Source organism: Pseudomonas sp. R25(2017) (assembly GCF_002112565.1).
Lineage (GTDB): Bacteria > Pseudomonadota > Gammaproteobacteria > Pseudomonadales > Pseudomonadaceae > Aquipseudomonas > Aquipseudomonas ekonensis.
This window is the reverse complement of record NZ_NEHZ01000001.1, coordinates 156,917-169,151: the sequence shown is the minus strand read 5'-3', so window position 1 is coordinate 169,151 and position 12,235 is coordinate 156,917. Positions and strand designations below refer to the sequence as shown.

Annotated in this window: 11 protein-coding genes; 4 read left to right on the top strand and 7 right to left on the bottom strand. The window is 65.3% G+C overall.

Going from position 1 to position 12,235, the window contains the following annotated elements; genetic code table 11:
* The first annotated feature begins 196 nt into the window (after positions 1-196).
* Positions 197-556: a DUF6124 family protein gene (locus tag CAG31_RS00655; RefSeq protein WP_085577552.1), complete on the top strand. Its 360-nt coding sequence runs from the start codon at positions 197-199 to the stop codon at positions 554-556.
* 184 nt (positions 557-740) lie between these two features.
* On the opposite strand, the gene CAG31_RS00650 is transcribed toward CAG31_RS00655, so the two are convergent.
* The 3 genes from CAG31_RS00650 to inhA all read right to left on the bottom strand — a co-directional run bounded on the left by CAG31_RS00650 (position 741) and on the right by inhA (position 4,308).
* Entirely contained in the window at positions 741-2,306 is a 1,566-nt protein-coding gene (locus tag CAG31_RS00650; protein WP_085577551.1) for a PAS domain-containing methyl-accepting chemotaxis protein, read from the bottom strand.
* Between the two features lie 102 nt (positions 2,307-2,408).
* Positions 2,409-3,200 carry a CPBP family intramembrane glutamic endopeptidase gene (locus CAG31_RS00645; protein WP_085577550.1) on the bottom strand — a complete coding sequence of 264 codons (792 nt, stop codon included), beginning with the start codon at positions 3,198-3,200 and terminating at the stop codon, positions 2,409-2,411.
* A 421-nt stretch (positions 3,201-3,621) separates the two neighbouring features.
* Complete coding sequence (gene inhA, locus CAG31_RS00640) at positions 3,622-4,308, bottom strand: isonitrile hydratase (RefSeq protein ID WP_085577549.1); 687 nt, start codon at positions 4,306-4,308, stop codon at positions 3,622-3,624.
* 90 nt (positions 4,309-4,398) lie between these two features.
* Between inhA and CAG31_RS00635 the strand changes: the two genes are divergently transcribed.
* Together CAG31_RS00635 and CAG31_RS00630 are read left to right on the top strand one after the other, a co-directional pair.
* On the top strand, positions 4,399-5,385 hold the full coding sequence (locus tag CAG31_RS00635) for a GlxA family transcriptional regulator (protein ID WP_085577548.1): 987 nt from the start codon (positions 4,399-4,401) through the stop codon (positions 5,383-5,385).
* Between the two features lie 55 nt (positions 5,386-5,440).
* Entirely contained in the window at positions 5,441-6,538 is a 1,098-nt protein-coding gene (locus tag CAG31_RS00630; protein ID WP_085577547.1) for a hypothetical protein, read from the top strand.
* A 3-nt stretch (positions 6,539-6,541) separates the two neighbouring features.
* On the opposite strand, the gene CAG31_RS00625 is transcribed toward CAG31_RS00630, so the two are convergent.
* The 4 genes from CAG31_RS00625 to idi all read right to left on the bottom strand — a co-directional run bounded on the left by CAG31_RS00625 (position 6,542) and on the right by idi (position 10,783).
* Positions 6,542-7,441, bottom strand: coding sequence for an alpha/beta fold hydrolase (locus CAG31_RS00625; RefSeq protein ID WP_085577546.1), 900 nt, complete (start codon positions 7,439-7,441; stop codon positions 6,542-6,544).
* A gap of 16 nt (positions 7,442-7,457) precedes the next feature.
* Positions 7,458-7,844: a hypothetical protein gene (locus CAG31_RS00620; RefSeq protein WP_085577545.1), complete on the bottom strand. Its 387-nt coding sequence runs from the start codon at positions 7,842-7,844 to the stop codon at positions 7,458-7,460.
* Positions 7,845-8,247: 403 nt separating this feature from the next.
* Positions 8,248-10,074 (bottom strand): glycoside hydrolase family 15 protein, encoded by a 1,827-nt coding sequence (locus CAG31_RS00615; RefSeq protein ID WP_085577544.1) that lies wholly within the window; start codon positions 10,072-10,074, stop codon positions 8,248-8,250.
* Between the two features lie 157 nt (positions 10,075-10,231).
* Entirely contained in the window at positions 10,232-10,783 is a 552-nt protein-coding gene (idi, locus tag CAG31_RS00610) for an isopentenyl-diphosphate Delta-isomerase (RefSeq protein ID WP_085577881.1), read from the bottom strand.
* Positions 10,784-11,008: 225 nt separating this feature from the next.
* Here idi and CAG31_RS00605 point away from each other — a divergent pair, with 225 nt between their 5' ends.
* A complete protein-coding gene (locus CAG31_RS00605) occupies positions 11,009-12,181 on the top strand; it encodes an MFS transporter (RefSeq protein WP_085577543.1) in 1,173 nt (390 codons plus the stop codon).
* Positions 12,182-12,235: the final 54 nt, after the last annotated feature.

The window sequence follows — 12,235 nt, the reverse complement described above, 5'->3', positions numbered from 1 at the left end:
GCTTCGAGTTGTGATGACAGCGACACCGTCAATGCTGCCTCTTTTTTGGTTCAGCGTTCTATGGTGGACGTGCGTGGGGCTCATTCGTGAGCGCCGGGTTTTCCAATTCGACCGGTCTACCAACCCGCGCATGGCCACCGCCCGCCGTTTGGTAGCGAGGGTGATGGCTCCCATTTTTCGAATTGGAGTCTTATCTATGTTCAAAGCTACGCCCAACCCTCCAGCTACAGATCCAACCTCCCACGACCCCAAGCTTGAGTCTCAAAAGACAAAAGAAGCCGTCGACCGCGCACTCGACTATTACCTGGGCCCTGAAATCCCGGAGTACTTCCCTCCGAAGGCCCGTCCCATCTACTTCGTCGATCCCACGCTGGATGACGAAACGCTGCTGGTCGAAGCCTGCGAGTCGCTGTCGACGGCCAACGCCATGGCCGGCAACATCGCGAACTCGGCGAGAGGCCCGGAGCGTAAACCGCTGCTGGCGCTGCAACAGCTGATCATGCTCAACGAACTGTTGGTCAATCGACTGCTGGATAAGCTGAAGTTGCCACAATAATTTCGCTGGCTGTTTTGGCCTCATCGCGAGCAGGCTCGCTCCTACAGTGGATTTGTGTACGACGCATATCCCCTGTAGGAGCGAGCCTGCTCGCGATGGCGATTCACCCGTCAGCCTTGATTCCAGATTGGCAATAAAAAACCCGGAAGCGTTCGCTGTCCGGGTTTTCTTGTTGCCAGTCCAATCAGCGGTTGAACCGCTCCACCAACGAGTACTGCGTGTTGGCCGTCTTCGTCAGCTCTTCACTCAGCAGCGCCGAGTTGTGCGCCTGTTCCGAGGTCTGGTCCGCCAGTTCCGAGATGTTGCTGATGTTGCGGCTGATTTCTTCAGCCACGGCACTTTGCTCTTCGGTCGCGGCGGCGATCTGGGTGGTCATGTCGGTGATGTTGGCCACCGCTTCGCTGATGCCCACCAGGGCCTGGTCCGCTTCCAGCACCCTTGCCACGCCTTCTTCGGCCTGGCGGTGCCCGGCTTCCATGGTCTGTACGGCGCTGGTGGCGGTCTGTTGCAGCTTGGCGATCAGGGCGTGGATCTGCCCGGTGGATTCGCTGGTGCGCTGCGCCAGTTGACGGACCTCGTCGGCCACCACGGCGAAGCCGCGGCCCATCTCGCCGGCGCGGGCCGCTTCGATGGCTGCGTTGAGCGCCAGCAGGTTGGTCTGGTCGGCGATGCCTTTGATCACGTCTACCACGCCGCCGATCTCGTCGCTGTCCCGGGCCAGTTGGGTCACGGTCAGGCCGGTTTCGCCCACCACCACCGACAGGCGCTGGATGGCTTCGCGGGTTTCGCCGGCGATGTCGCGGCCGCGGCCGGTCAGGCGATTGGCTTCCTGGGTGGCGTCGGCGGTACGCTGCACGTGGCTGGCCACTTCCTGGGTGGTGGCGGCCATCTGGTTGACGGCGGTGGCGACCTGTTCGGTCTCCACGCGCTGGCGTTCCAGGCCGCTGGAGCTGTTGTGCGCCAGGGCGTCGGACTGCTTGGCCTGATCGGTCAGGTGCTCGGCGGTGTCCTGCAGGCGGGTCAGGCAGGTCTTCAGGCGCGCTTCCTGGCTGAGGATCGACATCTCCAGGCGCGCCTGGGCGCCGCGGCTGTCGGTGTACATCTGCGCGATCAGCGGGTCGGAGGTGGTCTGCTCGGCCAGGCGCAGCAGGCGCTTGAGGCCGCGCTGCTGCCATTGCAGGCCCATCAGGCCCAGCGGCACCGAGAGGCCGGCGGCGAGGGCGAAGCCCCACTGGGAGTTGAGCGTGGCGCCGATCATGAAGCTCAGCTGGCTGACCAGGATGAACGGCAGCCAGTCCTGGAGCACCGGCAGCCATTTGTCCGCTTTGGGAATCGCCGACTTGCCCTGGTTGATGCGTTGGTAGAGCGCTTCGGCACGGCGGATCTGCTCGGCGGTGGGTTTGACCCGCACCGACTCGTAGCCGACCACCTGACTGCCTTCGAACACCGGTGTCACATAGGCGTTGACCCAATAGTGGTCACCGGTCTTGCAGCGGTTCTTGACAATGCCCATCCATGGCAAGCCTTGTTTCAGTGTGCCCCACATGTGCGAAAACACCGCGGCCGGGACGTCGGGGTGACGGACCAGGTTGTGCGGCGCACGGATCAGTTCCTCGCGCGAGAACCCGCTGATTTCGACGAAAGCGTCGTTGCAGTAGGTGATCACGCCCTTGGCGTCGGTTGTGGAGATCAACCGTTGCTGAGCCGGGAAAGTCCGTTCGCGCTGTGTAATGGGCTGGTTATTACGCATGGTTTTTCAATCCGCAAGGCTTTGAAAGGTTGTCGGCGGGCTTGGCCGTTTATTGAAGTTTTTTTTCATTAATCAGTACGGCGTCGCAAAACGGGGCTTGCCTCACCCGGCGAGCATCGGGTAGGTGAACAGTCCGAAATGCAGCAGGTTCAGCGCAAAATGCGTGGAGATCGCCGCGCCCAGTCCGCCGAAACGGTAGGCCAGACCATAGCCGACCCCCGCCAGGCTCGCCAGCAGCACCCACGTCCAGCCGGCGCCGATGTGCGCCAGGCCGAACAGCAGCGACGCCAGCAGCAGCGCGAGGTTGTCGCCGTAGGGCAGGGACTTGAAGCGCTGGCTCAGGCCGCCCTGTATATAGCCGCGAAACAGCGCTTCCTCCACCAGCGTCACCAGCAGCAGGTTGTTCAGCACCCACAGCCAGGCCTGGTCCGGCCACTTCGGCGCCCAGGCGATGATGCCGAGCGCCAGCGCGCCGCCCAGAGCCAGCACCACGGTCAGCACCAAGGCCAGCGCGGCGGCGTACACCTGCAGGCGCAGCGGCCTGCGCGCGACGATCCACGGGCAGGCCAGCAGCAGCCAGAAGCCGATCAGGGGTTTGTCCAGGTTCAGGTACATCGAGAACGGCACGGCGTCGTCGGTGAAGCGTTGCGGCTCGATGGCCCGACCGTTGTGAAAGCCCGGCAGCCAGTGCAGGGCCAACGCCAGCGCCAGCACGACAAACAGCCCGTGGCCGAGGTAACGGGCCACCGGCAGGTGCTGCTGGCGGACGGCGAAACCGGCGGCCAGCAACAGGCCCACGGAAATGAGCGCCAGCCAACCGAGGGCGCCGACGCTCAGCGCCCATCCGTAACCGAGGCCGAGAAGGCCGAGATAGAGCCATGGCAAGGCAGGCATGGGAAGTCCTTGTGCGCAGAATGTGGGGTTGCTTTCTACACGGCAAGGCACGGGGGGACAAGTGAAGATGCGCAGAGTCCCGGTATGCAGGTTGTACCTCTGGGACAGGGATTGCCCGCGTGGGTGGCATGTCAGCATCCATGTTGGAGGCTGACAGACCGTCATCGCGGGCAAGCCCGCGCCCACAGGGTTTTGCGGTGCCTCCTCACTTTGCATTCAATCGAGAACTCTGTGGGAGCTGGCTTGCCAGCGATGGCGGCAGTCCAGGCGCCGCAGGGCAGAAGCAAGACAGTTGCTCCCACAGGGTTTTGCGGTGGCCGCAGATTTTTCAGTCAAACGGGATAACTGCGGGAGCCAGCCTGCTGGCGATGGCGTCCGCCAAGGCGCCGCAGGGCTGGGGCAGATAATGAATCCTGGTGGTTCAGCGCAAGCCAAGCTTCGCCGCAGCGCGTTCGGTGATTTCCCGCCGCTTGCTCAGTGACGGAGCGGCGAGCCGCACGGCTTCTTCGACAATGTGGCCGGGCGCATGCTCCGGGCTGCCCGAATCGAACGGCGGCGCCGGCGCGTATTCCAGCTGCAGCTGCACTCGCTGCGCCGTGTCGGCGCCCACCAGCTCAGCCGCCAGCACCAGCGCAAAATCGATCCCGGCCGTGATGCCGCCACCGGTGAACAGGTTGCCGTCGCGCACCACGCGATCCTTTACCGGGATCGCCCCCAGCGTTTCCAGCAGGTCGTGATAGGCCCAATGGGTGGTCGCCCGTTTGCCCTTGAGCAGGCCGGCCGCCCCGAGCACCAAGGAGCCGGTGCACACCGAGGTCACGTACCGGGCCTGAGCGGCCTGCCGCTTGAGGAAACCCAATGTCTGATCGTCCTCCATCAACGGCCCGACGCCTGCGCCGCCGGGCACACACAGCACATCGAGCGCCGGGCAGTCGTCGAAGGTCACGGTCGGCTTGAGCACCAGGCCGGTGCTGGCGGTGACCGGAATCAGATCCTTCCACACCAGGTGCACCTGTACGCCCGGCAGCGAGGCCAGCACATCGTAGGGGCCGGTCAGGTCCAGTTGCTGCACCTGGGGAAACAACAGAAAGCCGATCTGCACGGTCATGGCGTTTTACTCCTGTAGTGGGGGTGGACGGCTTCACTGTAGGCGCGTAGCGTTTGGCGCATACGCCAATCAACCCACGAATCTCGCCAAATGCCTAAATCCATCCATGTCCTCGCGTTCGCCGACGTCCAGGTGCTCGATGTCACAGGTCCCTTGCAGGTGTTCGCCTCGGCCAACGACATCTTCCGTCGGCGCGGCCAGCCGCTGCCCTATGCGCCGTCGGTGGTCGCCAGTGGCGGCGGGGCGGTGAATTCGTCGGCCGGTCTGGCGCTGCTGGCCGAGCCGTTGCCGCAGGCGCCCAGCGACACGTTGATCATCGCCGGCGGCTGGGGCATCTACGCGGCCGCCGACCATGCGCCGCTGGTGGACTGGGTGCGCGTGCACGCCGCCACGTGCCGGCGCGTGGCGTCGGTGTGCACCGGCGCCTTCCTGCTGGCCGCCAGCGGCTGGCTGGACGGACGCCGGGTGGTCACCCATTGGACGCGCTGCGAGCAACTGGCCCGCCAGCACCCCAAGCTTCGGGTCGAAGCCAATCCGATCTTCATCAACGACGGCCCGGTCTGGACCTCGGCGGGCGTCACCGCCGGCATCGACCTGGCGCTGGCCATGGTGGAGGAGGATCTGGGCCGCGACATCGCCCTGGAGGTCGCCCGCCATCTGGTGGTGTTCCTCAAGCGGCCCGGCGGGCAGTCGCAGTTCAGCGTGATGCTGTCGCTGCAGAACCAGTCGCTGAACCGGCAAGGCAACCGGTTCGACAACCTGCATGTGTGGATCACCGAAAACCTCACCCGTGACCTGGGCATCGCCGCCCTGGCCGAGCAGGCCGGCATGAGCGAGCGCAGCTTCGTGCGCCACTACCGCGCCGACACCGGCCAGACCCCGGCCCGGGCCATCGAGCAAATCCGCGTCGAAACCGCCCGGCGGCTGCTGAGCGACACTGGACTTGCGGTCAAGCGGATCGCCGCCAACTGCGGCTTCGGCAGCGAAGAGACCCTGCGCCGCAGTTTCCTGAGGGCCATGGGGGTGACGCCGCAGGCGTACCGGGAGCGGTTTTCGGTGGGGTTGGCGCAGGCTTGATGACAGCAGGCGTCCCGCTCACACTGCCGTGCTCATGCTGGAGGGAGTGGCGGTCATGACATTGGGTGTTTCTTATTCCATCCATCAGCAACCTGTCGTGCTGGGGGATCTGTTGTTGTCGGGTGACGAACGGGAGCACGACGTGTTCGTCCCGTCGGTGGGCAACGTCGAGGAAGTGTTCTGCAAGGGGTCGGGCTATTCGATCACGGGCATGACCCAGAAAGTCATCGTGATCAGCAAGGACATGGCGATCACTTGGGCGGGCAACGAAGTGGCGGCCAGGCTGGCCATCGCAGAACTCAGGGCGCTGGCCGCCAAGGGGCTTGATCCGGATCGGGTTCAAGCATTGCTCGATGGATTGCCCGCGGTACTGATGACGCTGGACCTGGAATTGACGGGTTGGTACGTTTACGAGAACTGCGGTTATCCCATCGAGTTCAGGTCGAGCGAAGGCCACTCCTGCGACTGTGATCACCTACGTCTGGTCGGCAACGGCGCGCCGCTGTTCCAGGCGCTGCTGGACGGCCATCAATGGGTCACGGGCGCGAACCGTGGCATGGACGCCGAAGGGGGAAAGTGCCTGAGCACCACCTGCGCGTTTGCCGGCATGCTGCTGGAGTTGGAACTGAAGAAAAGCCCCACCTCATTGTTGAATTTCTTCGGTGGAGGTTATGAAGTGGCGCTGTTCGACGAGGGTAGCTTTCGCAAGCTGGATGATGTGACCCACGTCTACTGGAATGTTCAGGTGTCCGAAAAGGGTGTCGGAATCACCCAGCCCTTTCATATCCGCAAGCAGTTCTACCGCGACGCAAACCTGATGATCATGCCTGTGCGGTTCGTGCGGGACGGGGCGAAGACGGGCATCGTCCATCAGGAACTGTATGTGGTTCAGGAACCGGGAGGCACGCTCAAGCGTGAGGACGTGAGCGTCGACGATCTGCCTTCGCTCAACTCGCGTCACACCTGCCATTACTTCATTCAAGGCGAGGCTGCGCAGGTCTTCACGCGGGTGCAGTACCGCGAACGTCCGGAAGACAATGACTTGACGATCAAGGAGACCGCAACGGGGCTGCAATTGAAGATCCGCAAGCGCTTCTTCAACGAGATCGGCGCAATCCTACAAAGCGACCCCCGCTGGCATCCCCAAACCTGAACCTCAGGCGCGCAACAGATCCCGCAATGCCCTGAGCGTCTCCTGCGGCGCCTCTTCGGGAGTGTTGTGCCCGACACCGGCCAGCACCCGGCGCTCGTAGGGGCCGGTGAAGCGGTCGGCGTCTTCGTCTTCCTCCGGCGCGGGGCCGACGCCGTCGTCGGCGCCGCACAGGGAAACGGTCGGCACGCTGATCGCCGGCTGTTGCTCCAGGGCCTTTTCCATCCACTCCAGCGCGGGGTCACCCGGTGCGTACATGAAGCGGTGACGGTAGGAGTGGATCACGACCTCGACGAAGTCCGGATTGTCGAAGGCCGGGGCGGTCAGGGGATAGCGCTCGGCATTGCGGGCCCAGGTGGGCGACCACAGGCGCCAGAGCAGTTCGCACAGCGCCCGCCGGTTCTGCGTCAGGCCTTCGACGCCGCGGGGTGTGTGGAAATAGTACTGATACCAGTACAGGTGCTCGGTGGCCGGATCCAGCGGCCGGACGGAGGCCGGAATGTTCTGCAGGTTGTAGCCGTCGCCGGTGACCAGCCCGCGCACCCGCTCGGGAAACAGCGCCGCCACGATGCACGCGGCCCGGCCGCCCCAGTCGTAGCCGCACAGCGTCGCCCGGTCGATACCCAGCGCATCCATCAGATCCAGCAGGTCCTGGGCCAGCGCCGCCTGTTGGCCGGAGCGCAATGTGTCCGCACGGTTGAACCGGGTCGGGCCGTAGCCGCGCAGGTATGGCACGATCACCCGGCAGCCCTCGGCGGCGAGGGCCGGGGCGACCTCGTCGTAGGCGCGGGGGGAGTAGGGGAAGCCGTGGAGGAGAATCACCGCAGGGCCGTCGCTCGGGCCGTGCTGCTCATAGGCGATGGTCAGGGTGGGCGTTGTGCTGAACAGGATCGCGTCACGGCTCATGCGGCACTCCTCGTTGTCAGGCCTCTTCCGCCACCTGATTGAAATACTTGCTCCGGTCCGGCGTGAACGTCACCACCATGCGGGTGCGTGAGCAGGTCAGCGCCCGTTCCTCACCCAGGTCGATGTCCAGAGGCTCGCCGCGCAGGCCCTGCCATTCGGCCAGGTATTTGAGGGAACCGTACTTTTCGTTCTTCTTCAGGCTGCGGCTGACCCCGCCTTTCCAGCCCAGCACCGGCAGTTCGTCGGCCAGGCAGCGCTTGGCCAGATCGGGAAAGCGCACGGCGCGCTGGCGGCCGATCTCCCAGCATTTGATCAGGCCTTTGTCGTGGGCTTCCCACAACTGGCTGCGGGTCAGGCCCGTGCGAAGGGGAACGTCGATCTGACGGTGGATGCGCTGGCTCATTCTGGTTCCTTGAAATCGGGTTTTATTGGACAGCTCCGCTGTGCCCGTTGCGGTGGATGGTAGGGGCGGGCGACACGGCTGGCAACAAGGTATTTCAGGGTGTAAGTGCAAGTTACGGGGGGAGGCATTGCGCGACGTTTGTTGAACATTTGTAGGCCTTCACTTGTGCGCTTATGGCGAGGGCGCTGGCTCCCGCTCGACCGCGAAATAGCCGCAGATCAGGGCCCTGCGCTGTTCCAGTAAAAATCCGGTGGCACAAAGAGGGGGCCGCTTCGCCCACCTGCCGGAGCCAGAGTCTTCGCCGCAGAGGGGGTGAAATGTTTAATTGTTGTAGGAATTCATTCCGCTAACCGGGATTGATGCGGGAGATGTCTGACAGTCTCTGGCGAAAAACGATGACGCCTTACGGTTGCCAACAGTTCTTCGCCCCGCTCAGTTTGCGGTCGAGGAAGCACGCCGCGCTGATCAGCGCCAGGTGCGTCAGGGCCTGGGGCGTGTTGCCCAGGTGGCGGCCGCGGCTGTCGAACTCTTCGGCGTACAGGCCCAGCGGATTGGCGTAGCGCAGCAGCTGTTCGAATTCCAGGTGGGCCTTGTCCACTTGGCCTGCGCGGGCCAGGCATTCGACGTACCAGAACGAGCAGGCGGCGAACGCACCTTCGGTGCCGGGCAGGCCGTCGATGCCGGTGTCGTCATTGCGGTAGCGGTAGACCATGCCGTCGCGCACCAGGTGCCGTTCGATGGCGTCCAGGGTCGAGAGCCAGCGCGGATCCTTGGCGCTGACGAAGCGCACCAGGGGCATCAGCAGCATCGAGCCGTCCAGGGCGGTGCCGCCCAGGTACTGCACGAAATGGCCGCGCTCTTCGTTCCAGAAGTTGTCCCAGATGTCGCTGTGGATCGCCTGGCGCGTTTGGTCCCAGCGGGCGAACGGCGCCGGCAGCGAACGCTTCGAAGCCAGGCGGATGGCCCGGTCCAGCGCCACCCAGCCCATCAGCCGCGAGTGCAGGAAGTGATGCTGCTCACCGCGCATTTCCCAGATGCCCACGTCTTCGTTCTGCCAGGTCTCACAGACCTGATCGACCACTTCCTGCACGTGCTTCCAGCCCTCGTGGGAAATGGCGTCGCCGTACTTGTTGACCAGGTACACGGCATCCATCAGTTCACCGAAGATGTCCAGCTGGATCTGTTCATAGGCCTGGTTGCCGATGCGCACCGGCCGAGCCCCGCCGTGGCCGGACAAATGGGTGAGTTCGGTCTCCGGCAGTTCCTGGCGCCCGTCGACGCCATACAGGATGTTGAGTTTCATCGGCTGGCCCCGGCAGTCGCTGACCCGGCCACGCAGCCAGCGCATGTAGTCGTTGGCCTCGTCGACGAAGCCCAGGCGCATGAAGGCGTACACGGTGAAGGAGGCGTCGCGGATCCAGGTGTAGCGGTAGTCCCAGTTGCGTGTGCCGGCGGGCGTTTCCGGCAGGCCGAACGTGGCGGCGGCGAGGATCGCGCCGTGCTCGCGGGAGGTCAGCAGTTTCATCGCCAGGGCCGAGCGGTTGACCATTTCCCGCCAGCGTCCGCGGTAGGTGGACTGGCGGAGCCAGTCGCGCCAGAACTTCAGCGTGCGCTCCAGGTAGAGGTCGCCGTGGTCTTCGCCCAGGCGCGGGTCGTCGCCGGCGCCGAGCATGAAGGCGGCGCGCTGATCCTGCTTGAGGGTGAATTCGGCGACGGCGGCCTGCGCCTCGATGCGCATCGGCTGATCCGAGGTCAGGCGCAGGGTCGGCTGGCCGTCGGCGCTGAAGGTCACGTCCTGTTTGTCCACTTGGGCGCGGGTGGCGGCGCGGCCATAGTCGTGGCGCACCGCGCAGCGCAACCGGAACGTCGCCTGGCCGCTGACCACCCGCACCCGGCGCATCAGCAGCGGCAAGGTGTCGCTGCGGTCGCCGACCGGCAGCAGGTCAGTGATCTCGACCACGGCGCGCTCACTGAGCCAGCGCGTCTGCAGGACGTTGGTGTCCGGCAGGTAGATCTGTTCCCGGCGTGCCTCGGGCAGGTCCGGCGCCAGCTGGAAGATCCCCGCGTCGGGGGTGTCCAGCAGCGAGCAGAAGATCGACGGGCTGTCGAATTCGGGCCAGCAGAAGAAATCCACGCTGCCCTGGTCGTTGACCAGCGCGGCGCTGCGCATGTCGCCGATGATGCCGTGGGCATCGATGGCGCTCTGGCGTTCCGGTTGATGCTCGGCCATGGCGTGGGGGCTCCGGGGCAGGGGATGTATTCAGCTGACCGGAGCGTGGCGGTCAGAGTTCATCCCCGAACATGAAAACCCAGACCGCTCCAGAGCCGTTCGCGGCCGCTGTGGCGGTGCCGGTCGAGGCTGCCCGCCCCCCAGCGTTTGACCGCTCTCAGGTGGCGGGCCGGCAGCGGGCCGTTTCGGCCCAGCGTGCGACGGTGTCGACGCCGAACGTCTCGAAGATGCGTCGCAGCCAAACGGTGAAACGCTGCGGATCCGCTTGCAGTTGCTGCGTCAGCGTCTCCAGCGTCAGCCATTGCCAGTCCTGGGCCTCTTCGGGATTGGCCTGCGGGTCGGCCGTGCCGAGCCCGATCAGGATGTGGTCGTATTCATGTTCGATGAGCTGGTCGGTCACCTGTTCGCGATAGAGCATCGCGGTGACTTCTTGCAGTTCGCAGTCGAGCCCCATCTCCTCCCGGAGGCGCCGTCGGGCGGCCGCCGAGGTGCGTTCGCCCGGCCGGGGATGGCCGCAGCAGGTGTTGGTCCACAGGCCGGCGGAATGGTATTTGCCGGCCGCGCGCCGCTGCAGCAGCAAGCGCCTGTGCAGGTCGAAAATGAAGATGGAAAAGGCGCGGTGGCGCAGGCCTTGGCGGTGCACCTGCATCTTGGGCGCGCTGCCCGTGGGGCGGTCTTGGGGGGAGACCAGGATCAGCATCTCTTCCATGGCTTTGGCTCGCATGAAGGCCTTCGCGGCTGGGCGTGACGGCTGACCCGACTGGCGGGTGAACAACAGGCGCGGGTGATCGGTACCGTTGAAAAAATAGCCCGACGCCACCGGTTTCGCCAAACGGCCCGACGGACGCGGGCTTCACACTCCACCAACAAATCGGCGCTTTTGCGCCCACGGGCCTTTGTGGCAAGTTGCAGGCCCCTGACGAGACCGCACCCGATGGCCAACCCTTACCGCGAACTGTTCAACGCCCCCGGCGCCCGCAATTTTGTGATCGCCGGGATGATCGCGCGCATGCCGATTTCCATGACCGGCATCGGCGTGATCACCATGCTGTCCCAGCTCAAGGGCGGCTACAGCCTGGCCGGTGGCGTGGCGGCGACGTTTGCGCTGGCCACGGCGTTTTGTGCGCCGCAGGTGTCGCGGCTGGTGGACCGGTTCGGCCAGGGCCGGGTGCTGCCGGTGTCGGCGCTGATCGGCGGCGGGGCGCTGCTGATGTTGCTGTTGTGCACCCGCTTGCAGATGCCGTACTGGACGCTGTTCGTCTGCGCCGCGTTGGCCGGCTGCATGCCGAGCATGTCGGCGATGGTGCGGGCGCGCTGGACCGAGATCTACCGCGGCCAGCCGCAGTTGCAGACCGCCTATGCGCTGGAGTCGGTGCTCGACGAGGTCTGCTTCATCGTCGGCCCGCCGCTGTCGGTGGGCCTGTGCGTGGCGGTGTTCCCCGAGGCCGGGCCGCTGGCGGCGCTGCTGATGCTGGCGGTGGGCGTCACGGCGTTCGTGGCCCAGCGCGGCACCGAGCCGCCGGTGCATCCTCATGAAGAACACCATCAGGGCTCGATCATCCGTTCCCCGGATATCCGCCTGCTGTTGCTGCTGATGGTCGCGATGGGCGTCATCGTCGGCGTGGTGGATGTGGTCAGCGTGGCCTTCGCTCAGCAGCAGGGCCAGCCGGCGGCGGCGAGCATCGTGCTGTCGGTGTACGCCATCGGCTCGTGCCTGGCCGGCATCGCGTTCGGGGCGATGCGCTCGCGGCTGCCGCTGCCGCAACTGTTCATGTACGGCGGGATAGCGACGGCAGTGACCACGCTGCCGTTGTTGCTGGCGGGCAACATCGTCGGGCTGTCGGTGGCGGTGTTCATTGCCGGGCTGTTCTTCTCGCCGACCCTGATCGTCGCCATGGCGCTGGTCGAGCGCATCGTGCCGCCGGCCAAGCTCACCGAAGGGCTGACCTGGCTGGTCACGGGCCTGAGCATCGGCGTGGCGGTGGGCGCGGCCGGTTCCGGCGCGCTGGTGGATGCCTTCGGCGCCCGCAGCGGGTTCTGGCTGGCGATCGCGGCGGGGGCGGTGGTGCTGGGTTCTGCGATCCAGAGCTACCGACACCTCAAGTAACGCCCGATCTTCTGTGGAAGTCGCTGTCCGGCGGTGCCCATACTGACGTCATCG

Bases quoted from the DNA above. Each gene is read 5' to 3' on its own strand.
- CAG31_RS00605 (WP_085577543.1), top strand. From the start codon at position 11,009: ATGGCCAACCCTTACCGCGAACTGTTCAACGCCCCCGGCGCCCGCAAT.
- CAG31_RS00615 (WP_085577544.1), bottom strand. From the start codon at position 10,074: ATGGCCGAGCATCAACCGGAACGCCAGAGCGCCATCGATGCCCACGGC.
- CAG31_RS00645 (WP_085577550.1), bottom strand. From the start codon at position 3,200: ATGCCTGCCTTGCCATGGCTCTATCTCGGCCTTCTCGGCCTCGGTTAC.
- idi (WP_085577881.1), bottom strand. From the start codon at position 10,783: ATGGAAGAGATGCTGATCCTGGTCTCCCCCCAAGACCGCCCCACGGGC.
- CAG31_RS00630 (WP_085577547.1), top strand. From the start codon at position 5,441: ATGACATTGGGTGTTTCTTATTCCATCCATCAGCAACCTGTCGTGCTG.
- CAG31_RS00635 (WP_085577548.1), top strand. From the start codon at position 4,399: ATGCCTAAATCCATCCATGTCCTCGCGTTCGCCGACGTCCAGGTGCTC.
- CAG31_RS00655 (WP_085577552.1), top strand. From the start codon at position 197: ATGTTCAAAGCTACGCCCAACCCTCCAGCTACAGATCCAACCTCCCAC.
- CAG31_RS00625 (WP_085577546.1), bottom strand. From the start codon at position 7,441: ATGAGCCGTGACGCGATCCTGTTCAGCACAACGCCCACCCTGACCATC.
- CAG31_RS00650 (WP_085577551.1), bottom strand. From the start codon at position 2,306: ATGCGTAATAACCAGCCCATTACACAGCGCGAACGGACTTTCCCGGCT.
- CAG31_RS00620 (WP_085577545.1), bottom strand. From the start codon at position 7,844: ATGAGCCAGCGCATCCACCGTCAGATCGACGTTCCCCTTCGCACGGGC.
- inhA (WP_085577549.1), bottom strand. From the start codon at position 4,308: ATGACCGTGCAGATCGGCTTTCTGTTGTTTCCCCAGGTGCAGCAACTG.